General features: G+C 57.8%; 20 protein-coding genes. 1 reads left to right on the top strand and 19 read right to left on the bottom strand.

The annotated features are described in order from the left end of the window. Positions 1-37: 37 nt before the first annotated feature. The 19 genes from Q7U76_04645 to Q7U76_04555 form a co-directional block, all read right to left on the bottom strand. Complete coding sequence (locus tag Q7U76_04645; GenBank protein ID MDO8355659.1) at positions 38-847, bottom strand: glycosyltransferase family 2 protein; 810 nt, start codon at positions 845-847, stop codon at positions 38-40. Beyond that, positions 844-1,566: a 3-oxoacyl-ACP reductase FabG gene (gene fabG, locus Q7U76_04640; GenBank protein MDO8355658.1), complete on the bottom strand. Its 723-nt coding sequence runs from the start codon at positions 1,564-1,566 to the stop codon at positions 844-846. The genes Q7U76_04645 and fabG overlap by 4 nt, the downstream gene beginning before the upstream one ends. Then, entirely contained in the window at positions 1,566-2,009 is a 444-nt protein-coding gene (locus Q7U76_04635) for a 3-hydroxylacyl-ACP dehydratase (GenBank protein ID MDO8355657.1), read from the bottom strand. Before Q7U76_04635 ends, fabG begins: the two co-directional genes overlap by 1 nt. After that, on the bottom strand, positions 1,997-2,797 hold the full coding sequence (locus Q7U76_04630) for a beta-ketoacyl synthase chain length factor (GenBank protein ID MDO8355656.1): 801 nt from the start codon (positions 2,795-2,797) through the stop codon (positions 1,997-1,999). The genes Q7U76_04635 and Q7U76_04630 overlap by 13 nt, the downstream gene beginning before the upstream one ends. After that, positions 2,797-4,011, bottom strand: coding sequence for a beta-ketoacyl-[acyl-carrier-protein] synthase family protein (locus Q7U76_04625; protein MDO8355655.1), 1,215 nt, complete (start codon positions 4,009-4,011; stop codon positions 2,797-2,799). The genes Q7U76_04630 and Q7U76_04625 overlap by 1 nt, the downstream gene beginning before the upstream one ends. Further along, entirely contained in the window at positions 4,001-6,322 is a 2,322-nt protein-coding gene (locus Q7U76_04620) for an MMPL family transporter (GenBank protein ID MDO8355654.1), read from the bottom strand. The genes Q7U76_04625 and Q7U76_04620 overlap by 11 nt, the downstream gene beginning before the upstream one ends. Beyond that, positions 6,319-6,954, bottom strand: coding sequence for a LolA-related protein (locus Q7U76_04615; GenBank protein ID MDO8355653.1), 636 nt, complete (start codon positions 6,952-6,954; stop codon positions 6,319-6,321). The genes Q7U76_04620 and Q7U76_04615 overlap by 4 nt, the downstream gene beginning before the upstream one ends. Next, positions 6,929-7,825 (bottom strand): lipid A biosynthesis acyltransferase, encoded by an 897-nt coding sequence (locus Q7U76_04610; GenBank protein ID MDO8355652.1) that lies wholly within the window; start codon positions 7,823-7,825, stop codon positions 6,929-6,931. The genes Q7U76_04615 and Q7U76_04610 overlap by 26 nt, the downstream gene beginning before the upstream one ends. Continuing rightward, positions 7,822-8,148: a hypothetical protein gene (locus Q7U76_04605; protein MDO8355651.1), complete on the bottom strand. Its 327-nt coding sequence runs from the start codon at positions 8,146-8,148 to the stop codon at positions 7,822-7,824. The genes Q7U76_04610 and Q7U76_04605 overlap by 4 nt, the downstream gene beginning before the upstream one ends. After that, entirely contained in the window at positions 8,138-9,484 is a 1,347-nt protein-coding gene (locus tag Q7U76_04600) for an AMP-binding protein (GenBank protein ID MDO8355650.1), read from the bottom strand. The genes Q7U76_04605 and Q7U76_04600 overlap by 11 nt, the downstream gene beginning before the upstream one ends. 14 nt (positions 9,485-9,498) lie before the next feature. Then, entirely contained in the window at positions 9,499-9,771 is a 273-nt protein-coding gene (locus tag Q7U76_04595) for a phosphopantetheine-binding protein (protein MDO8355649.1), read from the bottom strand. Positions 9,772-9,778: 7 nt separating this feature from the next. Further along, positions 9,779-10,570 (bottom strand): class I SAM-dependent methyltransferase, encoded by a 792-nt coding sequence (locus tag Q7U76_04590; GenBank protein ID MDO8355648.1) that lies wholly within the window; start codon positions 10,568-10,570, stop codon positions 9,779-9,781. Between the two features lie 74 nt (positions 10,571-10,644). Beyond that, complete coding sequence (locus Q7U76_04585) at positions 10,645-12,609, bottom strand: DUF4105 domain-containing protein (protein ID MDO8355647.1); 1,965 nt, start codon at positions 12,607-12,609, stop codon at positions 10,645-10,647. Continuing rightward, positions 12,609-13,127: a DUF3015 family protein gene (locus Q7U76_04580; GenBank protein MDO8355646.1), complete on the bottom strand. Its 519-nt coding sequence runs from the start codon at positions 13,125-13,127 to the stop codon at positions 12,609-12,611. The genes Q7U76_04585 and Q7U76_04580 overlap by 1 nt, the downstream gene beginning before the upstream one ends. A 234-nt stretch (positions 13,128-13,361) precedes the next feature. Continuing rightward, positions 13,362-14,033: an outer membrane beta-barrel protein gene (locus tag Q7U76_04575; GenBank protein MDO8355645.1), complete on the bottom strand. Its 672-nt coding sequence runs from the start codon at positions 14,031-14,033 to the stop codon at positions 13,362-13,364. Positions 14,034-14,205: 172 nt separating this feature from the next. Further along, complete coding sequence (locus tag Q7U76_04570; protein ID MDO8355644.1) at positions 14,206-14,547, bottom strand: TRL domain-containing protein; 342 nt, start codon at positions 14,545-14,547, stop codon at positions 14,206-14,208. 196 nt (positions 14,548-14,743) lie between these two features. Next, positions 14,744-15,886: a M48 family metallopeptidase gene (locus Q7U76_04565; protein ID MDO8355643.1), complete on the bottom strand. Its 1,143-nt coding sequence runs from the start codon at positions 15,884-15,886 to the stop codon at positions 14,744-14,746. A gap of 165 nt (positions 15,887-16,051) precedes the next feature. Continuing rightward, positions 16,052-16,735: a TIGR00266 family protein gene (locus Q7U76_04560; protein ID MDO8355642.1), complete on the bottom strand. Its 684-nt coding sequence runs from the start codon at positions 16,733-16,735 to the stop codon at positions 16,052-16,054. A gap of 155 nt (positions 16,736-16,890) precedes the next feature. Further along, complete coding sequence (locus Q7U76_04555; protein ID MDO8355641.1) at positions 16,891-21,165, bottom strand: hypothetical protein; 4,275 nt, start codon at positions 21,163-21,165, stop codon at positions 16,891-16,893. Positions 21,166-21,651: 486 nt separating this feature from the next. Between Q7U76_04555 and Q7U76_04550 the strand changes: the two genes are divergently transcribed. Further along, complete coding sequence (locus Q7U76_04550) at positions 21,652-23,250, top strand: secretin N-terminal domain-containing protein (GenBank protein MDO8355640.1); 1,599 nt, start codon at positions 21,652-21,654, stop codon at positions 23,248-23,250. Positions 23,251-23,294: the final 44 nt, after the last annotated feature.

The raw sequence follows: 23,294 nt of genomic DNA, 5'->3' as shown, positions 1-23,294 counted from the left end.
GGAATCTTCCCGCTCCCTTTCCATCCCCGACAATCCGTTACTTACGTGAAGACTTGGCAAGCTTATCGGTCCGCGAAAGGCCTTCCGCGGACGAAGGACCGATCCACTCCCTGACAACGCGATACAAGCCTGCCGGATACATCCCTCGCGAGAGCAATCTCGCGGCGACCATAAGCGTAATCTTCGCGATGTCATATACCGGCCTAAAATGGCTGAGCCTTGAACCCATCCGAGGCGCAACCCCGACGGTAACCATCCCGATCGAAGTACCCACATGACTGGCTTCAATCAGGACTTCGCTTTCAAATACGAAGCTCCGCTCTTTTCCCTCTGCGAGATCAATGCGTCTCAACAATGTCGCGGGATACAACCGGAACCCGGATTGCGTATCGTCGATGAGTTGACCGGCGGCCCATGAAATCCAAAAATCTGCAACGCGATTCGCGCCATATCGCCAGAATGACGTCTTCCGCTTGTCTCGCGGGCGGATTCCGACAAGAAACGCATCGGGAGCATTCACGGAAGCCGTAAGAAAGATCGGAATCTCTTCCGGCGCATGTTGCCCGTCTGCATCGAGCGTGATGATGCCGAGGGCTCCGTGGGCCAAGGCATGCTCGAATCCGCGCTGGAGGCTGCCGGCCTTTCCTCTGTTCTCTTCATTATGTATCAGGGTGATATCCAGACCGGCCAGGGCACGGGCCGTGCCGTCGGTTGAGCCGTCGTCCACGACGATGACGTTCGGACATTGTTGCCGCGCGCGCATCGCCACATCGCGCACCGTTTCCGCCTCATTGTAGGCCGGGATCACGACCCAGCATGAACGGGCGAGGTCGCGCGGCGCAGTCATGCCATGCCTCCGTTCACACCGATGATCTGGCCGGTAATATAACCGGCGCCCTCGGACGCGAGGAACGACACGAGCGCCGCAACGTCATCCGGCGTACCCACTCGTTTCATCGGCACCAACGTGGCGACCTGCTCCGCCTTGAAGGAATCTCTTGTCGCGGGCGATTCGATCAAACCGGGAGCCACCACATTGACCGTGATGCCCCGTGACGCCACCTCGATCGCCAACGACTTGCTGGCTCCATGCAGGCCGGCTTTCGCGGCGGCATAGTTGCTTTGTCCGCGGTTGCCTGTCACCCCGGCCAGCGACGAAATCGAGACGATCCGCCCCCAGCGGGTCCCGATCATCGGCAGCAACAGCGGCTGCGTGACATGAAAGAATCCGTTCAGCGAGAGATCGATGACCCTTGTCCATTGCTCGTGAGACATCCCTGCCATCGGCGCATCGTCGTGAGCTCCGGCATTGTTGACGACAACTTGGATCGGTCCATCCTTCAGCAGCGCATCGAGGGCCTGCCTCGTGGCAGACTCATCGGTAATATCGAAACAGACAACCGACGCCGACCCGTTTTTATTCCGAATCTTCTCTGCCACCTGCTCAGCCGACTCAGGATGCCGATGGGCATGCACGATGACGGCATAGCCATCTGCCGCCAGTCGCTCGGCGATGGCCGAACCGATGACACCACTGCCTCCGGTCACGAGGGCGCGTTTCCGCATCATGATGGCTCGCGCTTTAAAAATATCGAGGCCCGTCCCGTCATCATGTTGTGGCCTCCGGATGAAATCGCAAACTGATACATGAAACTATCGCCGCCTTCGAACAAGCGCGAGGCCGCAATCGTGAGTTCCCCTGGACAGTCGTCGAGACGGTCTACCGACAACACCACATCCTTCACCCCGCCGACATAGCCGATCAGCCCCTCCGTAGACCGCTCTCGATTCAGAAGCCCCACATGGACCCCCATCGCCTGTGCCGCATATTCCAGCCCGGTCACCGCGTCGAGGCGCCCCCCCTGCCGCAGCGGATTCGCCACATCGAGATGCGATTTCGTGAAGCACCGAATCGCCGTGGCATCCCACGACTCCACGAGATCGATCAGCCGCATCGCCCCGGTATGGGGAAGGAACGTGCTCAGTTCTTCTTTGCTCAATTGCGGCATCGATCGATTTCCAACACGAGCTGCTGACTCTCGAGCAGACTCACGATCACCCTCTCCGAACCGCCGGTGGCAAGCGCTTTCAAGAGCGGCAGCGATCGGGCCGCAGGATTGTCCAGACGCACTCGCTCCAATGCAAGGTCTTGCAGATGGCTCGCCGGCTCTTGATCTGTTTCGTTGAGATGCAGTTGCATGGTGGCGAGCGCAACGTCCGACGGCGGAGCGAGTACGAGAGCCACGGCAAAACCAGCCGCGATCGGACGCGCTTCGTTGAGCGGGGCAGGCACGGCCAGATCATAGGCGACCAGCAACAGCGGACGTTGCTCCACGTAGACGAAGGTCACAGCTTCGAGTAGACCGGCCGCGAACGAGTCGTCATAGCAAGACAGCGCCGTCGACGACTGCTGACAAGTTGTGGCGATTCCCCAATAGCCGGACGGCGTGTTGTGGACCGATTGATGAAAGAGCGTGGGCGAAATCACCCGCTCTGGAGTCGCCAAGGTGCGGCAGAGTGTATCGAGCACCCCCATTTCGCCGCCCGAGGACGCAAAGACCGTGGGCACCTCACGCGGATCCAGACCCGATTGGACCATCGCTTCTTGTGCGACCTGCACCGCCCACCGGACACAATCGCTGCTCCGCCGCCGTTCGTTCGGAGGCAACAGCGCCGCTTCAGGGTCGGGCATCTCACCCGGTTGAAACGAACCATGACCGGCCAGCACGGCACGGCCTGTCTCCCAACCGGCGAGACCGGGAGCAAGAAGGCCGATGCCCTGAATCGCAACCTTCATCACAACTTTCCCAAGATTAGGCTGCAGTTGTTCCCGCCGAACCCGAAAATATTGCTCGCCACGCAGGAGAGCGAGCCGATCTGGTTCTCACGAAGGATTCGACTCTTCAACGAGGGGTCGACGCGCGCACAATTGAGCGTGCCAGGGATCAATCCCTCTGTGAGGCACAGGGCGGAAATGACCGCCTCAGTGATGCCGGCGGCACCCAACGTATGGCCGGTCCAGCCTTTGGTTGAACTGCAGGCCGGCCGCGCGCCAAAAATGCTGTAGACGGCTTTATCCTCGACTGAGTCGTTGGCCCTTGTGGCCGTCCCATGCAAATTCACGTATTCGATGTCTTCAGGGCGACGCCCTGCCCGGGCCAGCGCATCCCGAATCGCGCGAATGGCGCCGGCGCCTTCCGGATGGGGATGCGACATGTGATAGCCATCCGTGCTCTCGCCGTAACCGAGGAGCGCCACCGCTCCACGTCTGCCGACCCGCTCGCTGGATTCCAACAAGGCAAACCCTGCGGCCTCGCCCAGAGACAACCCATCGCGATCTTCGTCGCAGGGACGGCAGGGAGCAGCCGAGAGCAGCTGCAGCGCCGAGAACCCATACAGGGTGGTCAAGCAGAGGCTATCGACGCCGCCGACGATGGCGGCATCGCAGAGACCTGCTCGCAACAAACGATCGGCCGTCGCAAACACCTTCGCGCTGGAGGAACAGGCAGTCGACACCACCACGGCAGGCCCGCGCAATCCGAGACAGACCTGCACGAAGTGGCCCAGCGAAAACATGTTGTGGGTATAGCGATAGCGCGAGGTATACCAGTCCGGGAGCGAACCGGCTTGGTTCCTCGCCTGATAAGCATGTTCCGTCTCCAGAATGCCTGAGGTACTGGTCCCCATGACGACAGCGACACGATGAGCGCCATAGCGTTGCTTCGCTTCCGCCACCGCGACCATGAACCCATCCTGCTGCAGGCCGAGCCAGGCCAGCCGATTGTTGCGGCAATCGAATCGCTCCAGTTCATTGCCGAGCGAAAAATCCTCAAGGCCCTCGACGCGTCCGATGTAGGTCTTGAGCGTGACGTCTTCGAAGTCGCAGGGTTTCAATCCCGACCGCCGCCCGCGCAAAGCTTGAAGGACCGGTCCCACCCCACGGCCGTTGGCTGTGACGAGGGTATAGGCGGTCAGGGTCAATGGCGTGATCGGTTGCACGTTAGCTGACATGGGAATCCTGCCCGGCTAAGAATCCTGCAAAGAGTAAACAGGTCAACGACCCACAGGCTGCCGTCAGGCCGATCGCATGCAGCACAGGAATACTCGAACAGGCGAGTACGCCGAACACCAGAACGGTCGTGGTGCTACAGACCAGCAACCCAAAGACGGTCCTCTGCCGTTCCTCACCTTGGTCCTCCACACGATTGAAGAACAGCGCGTAATCGAGTCCCAAGCCGACCACCAGGAGTAACGTCGCGACATGAAACAGGGAGAGCGATTCACCAGACAGATTGAGAATACCCACCACGACGATGAGCCCGGCGATAATCGGGACAAGCACACGCCAGAGCTGGGAAAGCGATTTCAATCCGATGGCTAAGGCCCCCGCAATGGCGATCGTTCCCCACCCGAGCAACTGCACCGTTCTGTTGCGATAGTCCCTCATCAACCGGTTGGACTCTTCCTTGATATCCACGTAGGTGACCGCAGACTCTCCCCAGCCTGCCACTGCCGCCTTCAATCCCTGTCGATCGACGACGCCGCGCAGCGGGGCAACGGCCACCCATCGTCCGTGATCTTCCAGCATCAATGCCTCGATCTTCAGGCCTAACGGCGTGCCCCGGAACAGGTCCCGATCGACCAAGGGTTGCCTCCGAGCCACCTCGACCTCGTCCAGGAATGGCACGAACAGCCCTGGCGCAAACGGCAATCCCTTCACCGCCTCGCCCAGCCAATCCTTCAAATCAACAGAATTGGGCAAGGACTGCTGCCGCTCTTGCTGCACATGATGGCTGGGCAAGTAGCGCGACACCAGATCATATCCCTCCAACGCGCCGGCTTCTCGAAGACGATCCAGTTGTGGCATCACCGCTTCACTCCGTTCTAACAGGTCTTCTTGCGTCGCCGCTTCGACCACCAGGAGATCCCGCATATCCGGTGCACCGAGCGCACGACGCAACTGCTGGTCGAGTTGCTTCTTCTCCTCCGAGACAGGACTAATCTTCGCCAGATCCTCTTCCCACAATGGCGTATCTGACCATATCATCACGATTGTCGCAAGGACGACGGCCACCGGCACCACCACTTTCGCCTTCGACAAATACGCCATCGTGCCAAGCAGATCGGTCCGGATCTCTCGTGGGACAAAACCGGCTGGGATACAGACCGGCAATACCCATCGAGTCACCAAGACTGCAGTGCCCAGGCCTGCCAGAGCGAAAAGCCCCAGTTGCGCCAATGCCGGAAAGCCAGCCAGCAGCAGGGAGGAAAATCCGATCGCGGTCGTGAGCACCCCGAGCCGCATCGTCGGCCAGATCGCCCGCATGGTCGCACGAGCAGAAGCCTGCTTGTTCAGATGGCTGAATAAATGGATGGGGTAATCGTCGGCTACGCCTAACAGCGTGATGCCGAATCCCAGCGTAATGCCGTGCACAAACCCGAACCAACTATGCACCGCGACCATGCCGGCCAAAATCCCGCTCGAAAGCGGAATCAGACTCAGCAGCACCAGCATCCAGGATCGATAGCTGGCGTAGAGAAAGAGAAAGACCAGCGTAGCAGCCAGGGTCGAGAGCCACCAGACTTCACGCTCTATCGTCCGCTGGATCTCGACCGTAAAGACCCCGGGGCCGCTCATCAACAACCGGGCCGATGGTGATGGCCCATCGGCCACCCGATGAAACGACGCCCGAATATCCCGTTGAATCGCTTCCTGCGCATCGGCATCGAACCCCGCGGCTTTGGTTTCAACGACCAACAAGGCGCGCTGGTGATCACCCGACATCCAGACTCCGCGATGTGTGGCCGACGATTCCCACCCAGACCAGGACTGGAGGATCCCGAGAAATTCTCCGGTTGGATCGGTCGGAATATAGGCCTTGATCATCGAAGCCAGAGGAGAGCGTAGTTCATCGAGCCGTTGCTCAAGAGCGGCATGCAGCGAATCGGCAGAAAAGGTCTCGGCCCTCACCGTCCGGCTCAGGAGATAGCGCGCGCGAAACAAGACCTGCCGTTCTTCGGACGACAAGACCTGCATGCCGTTGCCCACGAAATCGATCTGGGCATGCTCTCGCAGCCCTTCACCCAACGTCTTGCTGAGCCTGGCCAATTCATCCGGCGGCGCCCCCTCGATGGCCAGCAGCAGCATCCGGCCGGCCAGGCCCGAGCGCACTTGCGTCAGCAACAACCGTTGCGTCGCCGTGGTGCCTTCGGGGAGCAGATCACCCAGTTCGCTATGGACAGACAGACGGGTCCCGGTGAACCAGACGGCGCCGGTGATGAGGGCGACCCAGACGAGAACTGGCCACCAGGCGGCTTTCATTTGGATGGTCCCCGGCGAAGCGTCATCACCGAGCGGTCGCCATCTGGCGCTCGAATGGCGATGGTCGTCAGGCGCCCTTCCGACCCGGACAACAGCAGATAGTCGACCATGGATTTTCCGGCCGGATCGTAGGGACGGAGCAGCAATGTCCATTGTCGACTGGTGCCGTCGACGGTGGTTTCGTACACTTTCTTCAGCTGTGCCACATCGCCCGTGAGCGTCGCCCGAAAGGCTTCGACAAAGCTGCGTAACGCCGGATAGTCTTCCAGTGAAATAGTTTTTTTCACATGCTTGCGTTCACTCTCGAAGGTCACCCGGTCTCCCTCAATGAGGTACCGTTCGCGGTACGGCTCCAGCACTTCCTTCTCCAGCGTCGACGGAGGCGTGAAACGCAACAGGCCGCGCACGATCAAGGGCTCGGTGAGCAATGAGGAGTAGGTCGCTTCTTCAAACGATACCGAGGGCTCCCGACCCTCTTTCAGCGAGGCCACAACCTGCTCGACCGTCCAGACGTTACCCGAACGATCGCCGAGAGAAAGGGAACTCTCCGCGGTTACCTCGGCGACATTTCCAGCCAACAGCAGGACGCTGAGGACAAAGATCCACCTAGTTTGAGTCGTTCCAAAATTCATAAAAGTTAAACCAATTATCGGGGGCACGGCGGCAGACGGCCTCAAGGCGATCGGCATACCGTTGCGTCCACTGTTGCAGATCGATGGGACGCTGATCGGACGACAGCTGCATCCCTTCGCTAAAGGACTCCAGATACACCTCATAGCGGTCCCCCCCCCGGTACAGCCCGAAGAACAGGACCACCGGAGCATGGACGACGCGGGCCAATCGCATCGCTCCGGTTGGAAACCTGGCCTGCCCCCCCAAGAAGGTACAGGCAAGCGACTGATCGTGCTGCATCACACGATCGCCCATGATCCCGACGACACCACCCCTATCCAGACATTCTTTTACTTGCAGCATGGTGCCGGGCCCGCCGACCTGAATGACCGTCTCAGCGACGGCGGGATTCAACTCCTGAATCAGGTGACGAATCAAGGGCGCGTTCTGCTCATCCATCAGGACGCGGATCTCGATGTGCTGACGGGACAGTCCTACGGCCCGCACCACTTCAAAGCTTCCAAGGTGCGACCCCAGGAGCACACAGCCACGGCCTTTCGCCAACTCCTGGTCTAGCACCTCCAACCCATGGATCTGAATATCGAACAGATCAAACCGGCCGCGCAGAAAATAGACCCGGTCAAGGATCGTTGAGGCGAAGGCAAGGTAGTGGCGATAGAGATCGCACCACCCGACCGGCCGACCAAACAACCGCTCGCGAAATTGCGTGATCGCCTTGCGGGCAGACCCTGACGCCAGTAGAAAGTAGAGACAGATCGGATGGAGCAGGATCCGAGCGGTCGGACGGCCGAGCGATTGCGCAACCCAGGCCATCAACCGGATGGCCGTCCGGCTCCCGCGCTCCTGCTGCTGTCGCCAAGCGAGGCTCACGTCCGTTCCATGTGCGCCGTTGCACCAGGCATGAACTCGATGGTGCCGGACGCCACGAGGCGTGCATCCACTCGGCAAGAAAATGTGGCCTGCCCGGCTCCCGCTTCCTCCACACGAATAGTCACAGCCTCGCCCGGTCGGAGCGGAGAAGAAAATTTCACCATCGGCAGGCCCTTCACCACCCGGGAAACAGCCGATCCCCGGCGCAGGGTGTCGAGCACTTCGTTCAGCAGCACCACGCCAGGCACGACGGGATAGCCGGGGAAATGCCCCGCCAGCGACGGATGATCATGGCTGATGGAGAGCACCCGCTCATGTACCATGGCCCTGCCCTGCCAGCCATTGCCGGGCCAGCTCACGTACCGATTCCTGTGGTAACTTTCCTGTGGCATTGCGAGGAAGACTGGGCACACAGACCAAGGGACGCGGGAGAAACACCGGATCGATGTGGGTTCGTAACGCGCGCTGAATCTCCTCGCTGGTTTTTCCCGGAGCCACGACAAAGGCCATCAGCCTGGTGACGAAGTCGGAGCCCTCCTCGGGCAAGAAGAACACACCGTCCTGCACCCCCTCGACCTCCAGCAGTTTTTGATTCAAGTCGCCGAGCGATACCCTATGGCCTGCGACGTTGATCTGGTCCGCTTCCCGGCCATGGACGACGAACAGCCCCTGCGCATCGACAGTCATGCGATCCGGCACCCGAACCGGAGCGGGAAGGTAGTCCGTCTCTACGGTCCACCCCATCTCGCCGGATTGAAGCCGCACTCCATCTAAGGGCCGCCAGGAATCCCCCGCCGTCGTCCGCCGCTCCGCGACACTGCCGGCTTCGGCAAATCCGAAAATTTCGTGCACCTCGGTGTGAAAGTGTCGTTCAGCTTCTTGAGCCAAACCCTGAGAAAGGGGAGCGGTGGCGGAGAGGATCAACCCGACCGGCGGCATTCTCACGCCTTCGGTCATGCAGGCGCGAAGATGTAAAGGCGTGGTCACGAGAATCCTTCGCCCCTCCACGTCGGCCAAGGCGCTCAGGATGTCGGCCGGGAAGAGCGGCCGCCCGGCATGCATGACCAATCCATGCATGATGGGCAACATGACGGAGGCTTCGAGGCCGAACATATGTTGATGCGGAACGGTGGCCACCACCGAGGCGCAATCGCCGCTTTTGATACCAAGCCTGGATCCGGTTGCGTGAGCTACGGCCGTCAACGCCCCCCACGTTTTCTTGTTGGGCATCGGCTGACCTGTACTCCCGGAGGTAAACGCGATCGCCACGACTTGATTCAAGGGGACCAACGGAATCTCGTCCGGCCAGGGGGCCATGCCCTGTAACTGTTGCATCGCAACAGACTCGATCCCGTCGATCGCATCATCACGATCGGTCAGGGCGTAACTCTCGGGGTAATCGCCGGCGATGCGGCGAAGGGTCTGGACCGCCCGGCTTTGAGGCAGCAACGTCAACTGCCGCCGGAGAATGGCCGCGGCAAATCCCACCAGAAACTCGTAGCGGCTCGTTGCGAGATTGATGACCGTGAGCCGATCGGGCAAGGATTCTGCGAGTCGAACGACGTCGGATACAAACTGCCGCGCCGTGCGTGAACCATCCGACTCCAAGGCCAGCACATCGTCCGGACTATAGGGGCCGATCAAAGGGGTATCGTGCATGGCCCCACCTGCGGTCACTTCGTGCGGTTCTTCACAATCGCATTGGCCAACGCCCGCAGGGAGGAAAAGATGGCTTTGATGTCTGGATCGCTCGACTTGAGCTGATAGCCGTAGGTTTGTGAAATAGCCAGCGAAAGCTCCAACGCGTCGATCGAGTCGAGGCCGAGCCCGTCTCCGAACAATGCTGCGTCAGGCTGGATCGTAGCCGGATCGATCTTCAGCTTGAGCGTCTGGACGATCAGCTTCGACAGCTCTTGTTCGAGCGGCTTTGATTCTGAATGTTCCATGGTCATCCTAAATTCTCACGGCTCGGTAATCCCGCAAGAGTCCGTTAAATAACTCGTGCAACGAACAATCGGTCAACCCGACTTCCCGTAACGCGCCGAGGATCGTCTCCGGCGAAACACAGAACTCGGTCGTATCCCACCAATAGGCCATCAATGTTTTCATGTCCCGATTCCCGGTCGAGGCGGTAAAGGCAAGACCCATGACCGTCTTGATGTAAAAGCGCGACAGCGACAGCAGCAGCGGAGAGCGAGGCCGACAGATATCTAACAGCAGCACAATCCCTCCAGGCTTGAGCACGCGCCGATACTCAGCAAACGCGGTTTTCAGATCGGAGACATGCCGCATGGCATAACCCATGCTCAAAAAATCGAAGCTCTGATCGGGAAAGGGCAACTGCTCGCCTATCCCTCGAACGAAATTCCGGCAAGGGCCCTTTTGTGCCTCCCGCAACATGCCGATACTCGGGTCCAGCCCAACGACTCTACCAGACGGGCCAACCAATTCACGGGCACATTGCGAAACTAAACCGGGGCCGCAGGCGACATCGAGCACATGCATCCCTGGCTTCAGTCCTGCTTCACGGAGCGCCTTTTTCCGATACCAGAGCCCGGAACCGAATCCGGTTGCGACATCGATATTGCGGTACTGATAGGCCGTCCGATCGAACAGCTCATTCAGAAACGCTTGCCGTTTCTCGTCCTCGGAATAGTATCGGCGCAAGGGGGGATGGGGCGCGACAGGCACCATCGGCACCTGGGACAGGGGACGCTCACCGGATGGATCTGTACCGACGCTCATGATGGGCCTCTGGAAACCCGTGGTTGGCACTCTTGTAGCAGGACTCTCCGGTACGGGCAAGGGGGCGCAACCGATTAGAAGAAGGCTTGGACGGAGAAGACCAGGTCATTGTCCCGGTCGCGATGGTTATATTCCAGCCGCAATGCCCAATTCTGCGAAAGCGTATAGCGCGATCCGGCATACCAGCGGATATCGTCGGACTTGTCTCCGAGCGCATAACGCAGGTAGGAGCCAGACAGCATCAACTTCCAGCGATCGGTGGCGTCGACCAACATCCCCACCGTCCCGCCTCCGCCGACCCGATGACGCTCTTCGTAGGCTCTGCTGTAGTTGGCTTCTGCCTCGGCAAATGCAAAATAGACTTCGCGCTTGAACAGCGCCGTTTCTGCCGCAGCCCCGAGACCGACGTTGGCCACTCCGTTGCTGCAGAGTGTACAGCCATTGTGCCGGATCGTCTGCATCCCGACATTCACCTTCCAGGAAGGGGCGCGGAAGAGGTCATCCATAGGGGAGAGCGAAAGGATGTTCAGCAGGGTCGCTCGCTCAAACCTGGTTTGTTCCTGCCGATTATATTGACGAACAGCGACTCCCACTATCTCGATTTGGGCATTCGGCGTGTATCCGGATTCAGGATCCAGCAGGTCATGGTATGCAGCCCGCAACGACACTTCTTCAAAGCTGTCGCGATTGCGCCACCCGGCGCCGATCGCTGCACGGGAGGTGTGATGCCCTGCGTCAGGCTGTTTTGTATAGGGAAGAATTGCGATCTCCTCCGATGGCACCAACAAACGACTCCGCTCCGTCAGCACGTGCCGATTACGCTCCTTGTATACCTTCACCTCTGGATCGTCGCTCTCGGACTTGTACCGCAGATAATCTGAGGCGACATCAAGAACAAGAGCCCGGCGCAGGACAGACAGCGTGGCAAAAGCCGCATCCCGTATCACGTCTGACGACAGCACGATCTGCCCTGAGAGGACCTGCTCCTCCGGTGTCAGGAATGTCCGTTTTCGTCTGATGAGTGTGCTCCGGGAAGGGCGATAGGTCGTGGTGCCCACCATTCCAGGCTGAGCGACGATGATACGTACGGTATCCGCCGGAATCGTCCAGAGATAGAACTGTTCTCTCAAATGTAGATCAGGATTGGCATACTCCAAAAGGGAGAGAATGTGATACGAACAATTTTCCTTGAAAAAGAAATAGTCGAAATACGCGCTCCCCATTTCCCAGGCATGCATGATCAGCCGCTCGATCTGGGACGGAGTCAGGTTCAGTTGATACTCCCACATATCGCGATTTTCCATGTCGCGATAGGCTTGGACCTTGAGGTAATAGGGAGGGGTGGAGAAGAAGCCCTTGTAGCCTCCGAAGATGCCCTTATACGCATATTCAAGCCCGACGTCAGGAGGCAATTCAGCCGCGTAGTCGATGGTGTAGGCCAGGATTCTCGTTTGTTCAGTCTGGCCCTTCTGATCAATCCGTAAAAACGTATGACCGAACATGGACGCGGGATTGTTCAGGAAGGCCGCAGGGAAAATGAGACTGACGCCCTGGGGGTTCAACTCGGCCCGCCACCCCTCGAAACGATCACAGACAACGGGCACAAGCTGACTGTCGTCGAACCGCAGCCGCTCTTTCAGCCAATGATACCGGGCGATGAAGGCACATTGGGCCGGCTGCTTCGAACGTCCGATAATAGCGGGAGAAAAAAATGCCTCGATCGTCGCCCTGAGTTCGGCTTCTGGGTTCTGTTTCCCTTGAGGCGATAGGAAAAATCCCTCGTCATCCTGTTCACTGGTCACCCCTCCAAACAGATTGTCTTGGTAATGCAGCAACAAGCGCCATTCGCGTGCGTCTGCCAGCCGAGCGCGTTTTGCTTGTTCAATCAGTTCATCGCGATAGTGATTGGGCCCCTGGTCTGCCCAGCCACAAATCGGCAGAGAAAAGAAAATGATGAGAAGGAGAGCATGAATGAGAGCCACAGCGAATACGGAATAGAACGGCTCCCGCCTGACGGCGGGAGCCAAGAATACCTGCACTACTTATTCAACGACACCTTCGCCAAGACCGGATTGGCTGAGATCGCATCATTCAATGATTTGACCATCGCCACAGACGAAAGCTCTCCTGCATTCGTCAACGTCGTATAGCGCTCTTGAGCCATCGCAAAGAACGCAGCATGCTGGTCTTGCGGCAAGCCCAACAGCGCGGCCAACGAAGCCAAATGCTCACCGCGGCCTTGCGCCATTTCTTGAGCCAAGGCATCCGAGTTCAACTCGGCAAACATGGTCGTCTTCTCTCCTGCCGCCCACCACTTACCGTCATCCGTGCAGCCTGAAGTTCCGCTGCTAATTGCAAAGGTGTTGGCCCCTGTCCCATTGAGAGTGGCCATCAAAACTTGTGCGCCCTTCGTCTTGGCGTTCGGATAGTTTGCAAATGCAATCTTGCCAAGTCCGCAACCAGGTCCCGTATCAGGCGTACCAGCCGCCAATACGAATCCCGCCTGCATTCCCACGAATGCTACTGCCATTGTCGCCATAAGCATTTTCTTCAGCATAGGTCCTCCTCCTTATATCAGTGGATCACTCACTGCTAGGCACAGGATATAACGGTCTGATTATAGCCGAAACATAACGTTCTGTTGAGATAAAATTACCTATGGCTTCTCTGCGACAACAGCAAGCAACGATATTCAACTGTTACCGCTTAGTCTACGCTGAGATGCAACCCGCGTTGGCCTTACCCAAGAACAGGCTCCGACAGGACGCCGTGAATTGCTCGTGAACAGAATTTAAAAGTTCAGCCCGATTCCACCAAGCACATAATTTGCTCGATAGTCGAAGGAGACGGCCTTCCAATGGAACGTCGTCATCAGATGTTTGTACTCGGCAAACAGAAACGTCTGGCCCCTCACCTCCCACTGCACTCCTCCCATAAACTGATAGGCGAAGTTCGACGTCGAATCAAATGCTCGATTCGACCGGCCGGGAAAGTCCGCACCGTGCAGAATTCCTCCAGAATATCCGACACCAACGCCTCCATAGGGGCGAACCGACCCGGAGGGCTGCCTAACCATGACATTCACCATACTGTTGAGGACGGTCAGGCCAGCCGCACCCTCTGCGCTGTTACGATTCGCTGCTGATAATCTGCCCGTCGTACCGAAGTACTCCAGTTCGATTCCGAGCACTCGAGACGTGGCTTCGGGGAATACGCCAACTTTAAACCCCGCCCCCAGGCTCCTATGAGCATTGCTCTTACTAACCTCTTGTCCGGCAAGGTTCATCCCCTGTGCCTCGGGAAATCCACCCACCACCGACAGACTCATGTAGACATCCGCCGACTCCGCCGCCTCTGCCCCAGCAAGCTCTGCTCCGTACCCATGAAACGTGAGCACGCCCACCACAGCTCCTGCCATCATAAGCCTGAGCAAAATCGGCATGGTGATTCCAAACCGCTTCATGAAAAGTCGCAACCTCAGTGTTCGAGCGAGTCAGCTTAAAATGTTACTGTCGTATCTCCACAACGTACCCTGAGCGAACGGCGCGGAGCTACAACAGAAATAAAAAAGCGTGGATGGCAACCCGCCATCCACGCTCTGGCTCCTTCGCAACAAGGGCCTACTGTGCTAACAACTAGTTGCCTTTGACAATCGTGCACAATTCAACGAACGCGCCCCAGACAAATCCCCTGATATGCTCTTGGGTATAAACCGCTTTCTTGATTCCGCCATTGATCATCGCCGCTTCAACGGACGTATCGCCGGTCGCCACAATCCCCATGATGCTCGTTCCGCAGGATTTTCCGGTCTTGGTTGGTGCCGTGCCATTGTCATGCAGAATACCGCCTGAGACCGTGTCCATGTAGATCCCAGCCGTCGGAGTCAGACCGCCAGGTTGCGTGTACCCTCCGATTCCACATCCGGAAACAACCGCTGCAAATGCAACCACGCCCAACGAGATGAATGCTCTTTTCATAAGTACCCCCTATATGTGGAATAATGACTCACTGCCTTGCTACGTGGAGCGAACAACGACTAGAGAAAATACTTAGTATGGCTGAAACGAGTTTATGTGGCGGATCCAGAATTGTCAACGTTTCGATCAACTGCCGCAGGCAGCTGAATCAAGGCCTATGCCTTACGGTAACTGCTTCGCAGGGCGCTCCCCTGGCTCAGGGAGCGACAACCGGCTGAGACCCGAGTGACGCCTGCACCTGTTTCCATTCGAACGTAAAGGGCTCCGGGGATTTCTTCGGCAAAGCGGCCAGCTCCGCTTTCAATCGTTCGGCCCTGGCGGTGCTCATCGGATGCGTGGAGAGCCATTCCATCCGACCTTCGTCTTTTTCCGACAGTCGTTCGAAAAACTTGATCATGCCGGAGGGATCGATCTTTGCCCGTTGAAGCAGTTGCAGTCCCTTCACGTCCGCTTCGGTCTCCTGCTCCCGGCCGAACTTGAGGGTGAGGAGTTCAACGCCCACTTGTTTCATCATGCCAACAAGGCCCTGTTGGTCGCCGAGCACAATCGCCACCGCAGTCATCAACCCAAGACTCTTCACCATCCGCTCAAGCCCATGCCGTTGCAGCACATGGTTCAACTCATGGCTCATCACGCCCGCCACTTCTTCGCCACTGTCCGCTTTTTTCATGAGCCCGGTGAACACCACCACATGCCCGCCTGGGAGCGCGAAGGCATTGACGACGTCACTCTTCACCACGGTCACTTCAAACTTATAGGGATTGTTGGGAATCTGTTCGGTCAGCCGCTGCGTCATCTCTCCCAGCGCAGTGACTCCCGGACCTTCTTTCATCACCTCTTGATGGACAAGGAAGTCCCGATAGGCCGAGTCCCCCAGCTTTTGCTCCCACTCAACCGGAATCCGGCTCACGGCAACCTCGACCAGCAGATCGGCTCCGAACCAGAGGCCCAGTACCAGAGCGAGAATCGAACCGACAACGACAGCCCACATGACACGATGGCGCTGCCGCGCCTGCCGCACCCGCTCGGCCGCTTGTTCAAACGGAGCGTTCAAATGATCCGGCGCAGCTTGGCGAAAGGCACGTATCACGTCGTGGTTTTTGAGATAGAGCGTCCGCTCCCCCTGTGCGTGAGCCCACTTCACTACAAGATGGTCATGGTCGAGCCCACCGGCTGAGACAGTGAGTGCAGAAAACAGGATCACCTCGCGCGCGCCCTCGGCCCCCTCAGACTCGAAGATGATCGTGAGACCGTCTCCCTCGACCTGGACAACACAAGGGGCACCGCTGGCGGGGAACTCGCTACCGAAACAAAGGGCGTTGGGGAGAAATTGAGTCATGGTTAATTGAGGACTGACCTATTGATGATAAAAATCTCGCAGGCGGATGCTCAAAACGGCGACCAACAAGGCCGCAGGCGAGAGACAACCGGAGGCGTACCCTTCGGGGTACGTTGAGGATTGTTTCGAGCCGAGAACGACGTTGGCCGGCGTTTTCAGCATCCGCTACTCGGAGACGGGGATGAATTGCCTGATCCAGGCTCCGAAACTTCCAGGATTCCGACTTTGAATGTACACCAGGCCAGGCCCTCGGAAACGGCAGACAAAGCCTTCGCCAGACGTGAAGCTGGCGACCCATCCAGACGTGGCCTTTTCAATGTTGTAAGACGTGGTGGCAGACCAGGCTACCAAGTGGCTGTTGTCCACGATGTATTCCTGATCTGGCTTCAACTCGATCTTGTGAATAGCTCCAAAGCTGTTCAGGACGAGCGTCCCCTTCCCGCTGATTTTGAGGATGAAGAAGCCTTCTCCGCCCAATAAACCACGGCTCAGGCTCTGCATTTTACTTTCAATCACGATCGCGTCTGCGCCTGCGAGAAAGCCGTCTTTCTGCACCATGTACTCGTTGACACCATCAAGTTCCAAGATGACAATTTCACCTGGAACAGTCGGCGCCAGCAAGACTTCACCGGGGCCGCGGCTGGCACGCAGCGTTTGGAAGAAAAACTTCTCGCCTGTCAGGAACTTTCGCGACAGGGCTCCAAGAAACCCACCTTCCATTTTGCTTTCGATGTCGATGGTCGGCGAACAGGCCACCATCGCACCGGACTCGGCCTTGATCGACTCGCCCGCTGCCAAATCCACCCGCACCATCGGAAAGGCCCCTGGATATAAGATCTCGCTCTTCATCTTTGTCTCTCCATCACATGTGAGTCTTTTGAGTCTTTCGAACTAGTCTCCGTTTGTTGCGTCGATGATTCTCTGGAATACCACAGGCAGTGTCAAGCAGCCAGAGCGAACGAAAGGATCAGAATTGTTTGATTACGGCAGCGAGGAGGCGTGGGTTACTTGGATCGGGATGGAGCGACGGAGCGGCTATTCTCAACCGCAACCGTTTGAATCGTGGGAATGGTCGCTGCAACATCAAAATGGAGATCGCCATCTTGATCCTTGCCGTCTCGCCCGACGCTATACATCACGCCCCTCTGCTGGTTGACCAGCATGGGAAGACCGGTAAAGGGATCGTAGTAGGCTTGTCCGGCCTTTGCGAGACGCGTGAGGACATTCCCCTCTTGTGGCCCTCGTCTAATCCAGACTTGCAGGCCCGCCAGGCGAAGTCGCGCTTCGGTCTCCACAATCCGTCCGACGTAAGGATCCCATGATGGGAGCGGCTCGATACCGATGATGTGCTCGACCGGATTCGCCACATAGTCCAACGCGCTGACCGCGGGAGTCCGGATGAAGCTGGATGGTTTCGGCAAGTTGGTGTAACGCCCTTCGGCCACGGCTTTGCTCGCCGCCTCGTAATAGTCCGCATAGGCGTTGGCCCGACGCTGCACGGGAAGAGGCATCGCCGCCGCAAGGGACACGTACAGCGGACGCTCATCGGTCTTGTCGTTCTTCAGGCTGCCCGGCACCGTCTTCGTGGCCCAGACGAAATGGCTCTGCATCGGCCACCGGAGGGATAGCTCTACCTGATCGAGGGGGCGAACGATCTTGCCAAGCCGACCGATGGCTGCCGCATCGAGGTCCTGACGGGTCAAGAGTCCGGATACGATGGCCACATCGTCCTGGACGGCCGTCGCAGCCAACATCTTGACCATCAACGTCTTCGACTGTCCCAGTGCGACGCGCCAGGACCCCATATCGCTTTCAAGCCGTCCAAGTCCGGTGTTGAGGTCCTGCGCAAATCCTTCTGCCAGATACAGCCGATGGGCTAGCAGAACTTGAGCACAGTTTGGGCTCACGATTTGTCCGTACCCCACATCTTCAAACGGCATCGACAACCATTGTTGGTACCGCTTGAGGCCAACCGCTTCTTGAGCCGTCCAGGATCGTACGGCTGCAGCCTGCGGCTTCATCTGCGCAACGGGGTCAGTACCGCTGAACCACCCTCTCAGCACATTGGCAGAGGCCCCAGTGGTCGTCCTCCCTGCCCCTTCATCACCGGCCATACAGGCCTGTGCCGCCTGGAGTTCCTGCCCCTCAGCCTTCTTCTCATAACCAGCTTGGAGTGGGTCCCGCTCCGCAAGCGAGCCGAAACCAAGCAGCATAAAGTACCCGTTCTTCCGCTGGTCTGTATGCGCCTGGGGGGAACTCGCCGTCAGGTTGCGATAGACCGGGGTCGGGGGCTCTTCCATGACCAGCCAGGCCATTCCCACCCCTCCGATACCGATCGCGACCAGAGCCGCACAGGCAAACGCCAACACCAAGCAAAATACGACCATCGATTGCGTCGTCGAAAAACAGGACCCGATCATCGATGAGAAGCCGCTGCGGATTCGAGCCACTCTCGTCGCAAACGATGGGGAAGGTCGTGGCCGTGCCGTACGATCCTGCGCGGGAGCCTGATTTCTCTGTCCCGTTGAGTCAAACAGGACATCCACCGCCGACGCTGCCACTGAGAGCGTCGGTTCCGGATTGGACTGGACAGACTCAATGCCGGAATCCTGCCACGTTGCCGGAGAGGAGGGACTAGGAGTCACAAATGTAATCGACTCACTTGCCCGCACCCATTCCGGTCTCGTATCCACTTCATGAACCACTTCCTCTACGACGGGAGCTACGGCTTCAACGACAGGAGGCGCGGCCTCAGAGGGAGCCGATTCCCAATCAGCTCGCGGCGCAGCAATCGGCTCATATTGCTCTACCACCGGCTCGGGAGCCGGGGGGACGACTGTCGCTTCCCCTTTTTCCTTGTCCCAGTTTCGCTTCTTATCAGTCGGGCGATGTGGTTGCACCTCGACTTCGCCAGTGCTCCAATGTGAGGGGGTCTCTATCGGGGCCACTGGCACCGCTGGCTCAGTACTGGCTATTTCGGAGAACGGTGGAACCTCGGCAATCTGGACCGGTGTACTGGTTACTTCTTTGCTGACTATTGAGAAAGCCTCCGGAGCTGGTGATGCTTCTGGAATCACCGCTGAGGGTGACGTCTCCGGGACAGCGGCGTCCTCGAATAATGCCACGGGCTGTGGATCCATGAAAAATGAGGACGGTGCGGGTTCAGTCTCACGAGCGAGTTCGATGGGCTCCGACATCGTCTGCGCTGGAAGGTCCACCTCAAGAGCATGTGGGATCTCGACCGAAAGAGTCGATGGCTCTTCTTGACGCGAAGACTTTTCCTCCAGAAAAGCCGCTACGGATTCGGAAAGATCGGGCACTCTGATTACAGCTGCTTCTGGGATCGAGTCACGCTCTTCTTCCAAGCCTGAAGCCTGAGCCGATGGCACTGTGTCTGGTTCCGTGACAGAAAATGGCGGTGCTGGTGTCGCTGTACTGACGGGATCGGCGAGCTCTGGCACTGATTCAGGCTGAACCGATTCCGCCTCCCTCGCAACCTGTGAAATCGCATTCGGCGTCGAGAATGAACTAGGAGAACTCGGTGCCGACGTTCCCGCACCAAATTTCCATGCGCCATCAAAAACGGAGTTCCATGAAAATGGAACATGTGCGGAAAAATCTGAGACGGAAAGGGCCGGGGCTTCAGGCTCTGGAACCACCGGTGAGTCCACCACATGACTCAACTCACTCGGCACCGGCGGCGCTTCCGCCGATTCTGGCTGAGCGATAAAGGAGAACGTCGGCACCTCCGGCTCTGATATCACCGCAGGGCTCACCGCCAAATCCACCGCATCGCGCATCTCACTCGACACCGTCGGCTCTGGCACAAACACAGAACTCACCGGCAGCGCGATCTCCGATTCTGGTTGAGCCATGAAGGAGAGCGTCGGCACCTCCGGCTCTGATACCACCGCAGGGCTCACCGCCAAATCCACCCCGGGCGCCTGAATCGGCTCTGGCAATTCCTGAGAAAGATTCAGACTGGCCGACTGATCGGATACAGGTCCAGGCTGTAACATGCTGGGCGAGGCAGGAAACGATTCGGCGCCAAAGAGTGGTGCCTCATCCGATTGAGCGGGAAGAGCGATCGACGGCGCCGCAGCTTCAATTCTGATATTGGAATGTTCGATCTGCTCCCAAGGCATGGGAGCGGACAACACCGACGATTCGACGGGAGAGGAGGGGATGGATATCCCAGCCTCCGTTGCACGCTCCTCTAAAGAGTCAGGAGTAGACACTTCTCCCACAACAGAGGGAGGCAATTCGAACATCGGCTGCCCAATCCCAATATCTCGATGTTCGGAAGGCGATAGCAGCGGCTCGGCCGATACCATCGAAGGGGCAGGTGGGATCTCCCCAGAACTGGGCAAGCACGACATCTCCGGTACATGATCCTGCCCGGAAGGATCGGCTGGCAGCCTTGGTTCCGTCAATTCGGACAATGGAACCAGCTGTTCCTGAGGGACAGAAGAGATAGGTGCCGGGTCTATCAGCACCTCCGGAGCCTCGATCGAGTCAATGACGGGACTCAATGCCGGGGATAGCGGTACCTCTTCTTGATTGCCCGGAGCACGATCACCCTGCTCCCACGACATCGCACCAGTAGGACTCGTCTCTTCAGTGGGGGCAAGAGTTACATCCTGGAGTTGGGCAGTATCGACTGCTGGTAACGTCGCGGCTTCAGCGACTACCGGGGCAGTCCCTAAATAATCACCGGTTTGTATGTCGAAAAGTGAGGCAAACTGGAACGCCACAGAGCTGGCCGGTGCAAGCGCCCTCACCTTGGCGTAGAGCTGAGACGGCTTCTTGGGATTATCAGAGTCGGGACTCTCGATGAGAATATCGATCGCCTTGCCCAATTCGGCCACCGCGGCCATGGCATCGCCCTTTTCCTCATACACATGAGCCAATTGCTCAAGAAACGGTACGCACCGAGGTCCGGCAGCTAAGTATTCACGCAATAGGGATTCCGCCAACCAAAAGTCTTGCCTGCCGATCGCTTCATTGGCGAGAGATTCAAATGCCTGCCGAGCCGTGACGAGACTGCCGAGGCGCAGATGCAATGTGGCAAAGAGCCGGCGAGCTTCCGTATTGTGAGGATCAAGGGTGAGTAATTCTTTCAACGCAGCAGACGACCGGCCATATTTGCCGGTGTTCATGTGCGTGATGGCTTCTTCGAGCAGTGCGCTCTTCTTGCTATAGCCGACAAGACCCCGCTTCGGTGCCCGGGAGGGAGTCTTTTTGTCAGTTTTTTGAGGGGGAGTTTTATCCGTCCGCACGCTTCAACCTTAGCAGATCATTAAAAGGTGCAATGTGGCTCCCCAAGCCACTTTGCCAAAATCTCACATCCGTGTGGAGGCTCACGCTCGCAGAGGGGCAAACCAAGCAGAGAACTGCAATCCCAATGCCATCACAGCTTTCATATTTAATTTGAGCGCCCCTATGTTATTGAGGAGTTAGTCGATACCGCTATTCCTTCATTTCCTGTCCGGTCGTCAAAAATGAACAAGACTGTCAGGAATCAGCAACATGGACTATGCCCCCGGGTAGTTTCGACGCTCAGACGAAGATGAACGAGACACAATGAATGATCGGTAACCTAATAGACGAAGAAGCCCGATACCATGCTTGAGCACAAAGGCATCGCTGCAGTTTTGTTGTGTCGATGGCAAGCTTATGGTACCGTTCGCTATTCCCATTTTCATGCTCAACGTGATCCGGGGGATTATTGATCCCACTCTATACGCATACAATGTTTGTGAATCATGACTTTTCTCTCTTTCGGACAATTTAGGTGGATCAGGCCGGCCTCTCTCGTCTGTGTACTGGTAGTGCTGACCGTGTCTCTGCTTCCTCTCACCCTACGGGCCGAATCCGGCGCAAGCTCACCCGGCCGCGTCTCTCTCGACTTCAATGACGTTGAACTCTCTGTTTTTGTTCGTTTCATCAGCGAGTTAACCGGCAAAAACTTTGTCTTGGATGATGTCGTCAAAAAAGCCGGTGGGAAAATCAGCGTGTATTCCCCGACCAAGGTCACGCACGACCAAGCCTACAGCATGTTCGTGGCAGCGCTCGAAGTGAGCCGTCTGGCTGTCGTCCAGAAAGGCAACGTCAATCAAATCGTCGCGATGGGGGACCTTCCTCCGGAACGAGGCGCATTCGTCTACAAACTCAAACATGCCAATGCGACCGACCTGGCCGCCATCCTGACCAATCTCGTCGCCCGATCTCAGACCGTGGCACAAACCTCACCGGGCACGAGACCGCTATTCAGGCCCTTGAGCGAATTCGAAGCCCCTGTTCAAGTCTTTGCGGACAAAGCCACGAATTCGATCATCATCAGCGCGACCAAAAGCGCCTATACCAAGTTACAATCTGTCATTCGAGACCTGGATACGCGCCGGAAGCAGGTCTTTGTCGAAGCCGTCATCTTGGAGGTACAGGTTGATCGGCTCCGACAAATCGGGAGCGACCCTATTCAGGTCATCGGTTCGGGCAAGAGCGGTTCACTGCAAGGCATTGCTGGACTCAATAGTGCACCGGAAAATTTAGCCACCATCGCGCAGGCCATTAGCGGGGTGGCTGCAGGTGGGGCAACAGGGGGAGCAGTCACGATACTCAACACGGTCAATGTGCGGGCATTTCTTCAGCTGTTGCTGAGCCTCACGGACACCAACGTCCTCTCAACACCTCAAGTACTTGCCGCGGACAATCAAAAGGCCAAAATCGTCGTGGGTGAAAATCGTCCCTTCCCAACCGGCCAGGCCCAAGGAATCACGGGCGGCACGCTCGTCACGATCGAACGAAAAGACGTGGGCGTCACATTGGAGTTCACGCCCCAAGTCTTAGAGAACGACCTGATCCGCTTGGAAATTAAGCAGGAGATTTCCGCCATCGCTGAAAATGTGGCTCAAACGATCGGAACAGGCACCTCATCCGTCCCTGTAGGCCCCACGACGACCAAGCGGTCGATGGAAACCACCACCATTGCGAAGGATCAACAGACCATCGTCATTGGCGGACTCGTACGGGACAATCTCGTCCTCAGCGAACGGAAAGTTCCGTTCCTTGGAGATATTCCGCTCTTAGGCTGGCTCTTCCGCTTCCAAAGCCGGGCGACCGAGAAACTCAGTCTGCTGGTGTTTCTAACCCCGACCTTGGTCAGGGATGAAGCGGACATGGTGGAGTTGAACGCCCGTAAAGCAGCGGAGCTGGGAACCCTGCAGCGTGAAAATCGAATCGAGGAACCCACGAGACTCAAGCAGGATGTCCTAGAAAAGCTTGAACGCCCGAATGGATCATCCCATCAGTCCTCCCCTAGCCAAACGCCCGTCCCCCCTCAACCTCTGCCGCGCCCTGAATAAGCTCCGGTCGCCGGTACAGGCACACAACAATCCGACCGCGCCAC

This window comes from Nitrospirota bacterium, from assembly GCA_030645475.1.
Lineage (GTDB): Bacteria > Nitrospirota > Nitrospiria > Nitrospirales > Nitrospiraceae > Palsa-1315.
Note: the sequence above shows the minus strand (reverse complement) of the source record. Positions and strands in the feature narration are given on the sequence as shown.

What these genes read in the sequence shown, in the direction of transcription:
- Q7U76_04645 (MDO8355659.1), bottom strand. Translation starts at nt 847, where the DNA reads ATGACTGCGCCGCGCGACCTCGCCCGTTCATGCTGGGTCGTGATCCCG.
- fabG (MDO8355658.1), bottom strand. Translation starts at nt 1,566, where the DNA reads ATGCGGAAACGCGCCCTCGTGACCGGAGGCAGTGGTGTCATCGGTTCG.
- Q7U76_04635 (MDO8355657.1), bottom strand. Translation starts at nt 2,009, where the DNA reads ATGCCGCAATTGAGCAAAGAAGAACTGAGCACGTTCCTTCCCCATACC.
- Q7U76_04630 (MDO8355656.1), bottom strand. Translation starts at nt 2,797, where the DNA reads ATGAAGGTTGCGATTCAGGGCATCGGCCTTCTTGCTCCCGGTCTCGCC.
- Q7U76_04625 (MDO8355655.1), bottom strand. Translation starts at nt 4,011, where the DNA reads ATGTCAGCTAACGTGCAACCGATCACGCCATTGACCCTGACCGCCTAT.
- Q7U76_04620 (MDO8355654.1), bottom strand. Translation starts at nt 6,322, where the DNA reads ATGAAAGCCGCCTGGTGGCCAGTTCTCGTCTGGGTCGCCCTCATCACC.
- Q7U76_04615 (MDO8355653.1), bottom strand. Translation starts at nt 6,954, where the DNA reads ATGAATTTTGGAACGACTCAAACTAGGTGGATCTTTGTCCTCAGCGTC.
- Q7U76_04605 (MDO8355651.1), bottom strand. Translation starts at nt 8,148, where the DNA reads ATGGTACATGAGCGGGTGCTCTCCATCAGCCATGATCATCCGTCGCTG.
- Q7U76_04600 (MDO8355650.1), bottom strand. Translation starts at nt 9,484, where the DNA reads ATGCACGATACCCCTTTGATCGGCCCCTATAGTCCGGACGATGTGCTG.
- Q7U76_04595 (MDO8355649.1), bottom strand. Translation starts at nt 9,771, where the DNA reads ATGGAACATTCAGAATCAAAGCCGCTCGAACAAGAGCTGTCGAAGCTG.
- Q7U76_04590 (MDO8355648.1), bottom strand. Translation starts at nt 10,570, where the DNA reads ATGAGCGTCGGTACAGATCCATCCGGTGAGCGTCCCCTGTCCCAGGTG.
- Q7U76_04580 (MDO8355646.1), bottom strand. Translation starts at nt 13,127, where the DNA reads ATGCTGAAGAAAATGCTTATGGCGACAATGGCAGTAGCATTCGTGGGA.
- Q7U76_04575 (MDO8355645.1), bottom strand. Translation starts at nt 14,033, where the DNA reads ATGAAGCGGTTTGGAATCACCATGCCGATTTTGCTCAGGCTTATGATG.
- Q7U76_04570 (MDO8355644.1), bottom strand. Translation starts at nt 14,547, where the DNA reads ATGAAAAGAGCATTCATCTCGTTGGGCGTGGTTGCATTTGCAGCGGTT.
- Q7U76_04565 (MDO8355643.1), bottom strand. Translation starts at nt 15,886, where the DNA reads ATGACTCAATTTCTCCCCAACGCCCTTTGTTTCGGTAGCGAGTTCCCC.
- Q7U76_04560 (MDO8355642.1), bottom strand. Translation starts at nt 16,735, where the DNA reads ATGAAGAGCGAGATCTTATATCCAGGGGCCTTTCCGATGGTGCGGGTG.
- Q7U76_04550 (MDO8355640.1), top strand. Translation starts at nt 21,652, where the DNA reads ATGACTTTTCTCTCTTTCGGACAATTTAGGTGGATCAGGCCGGCCTCT.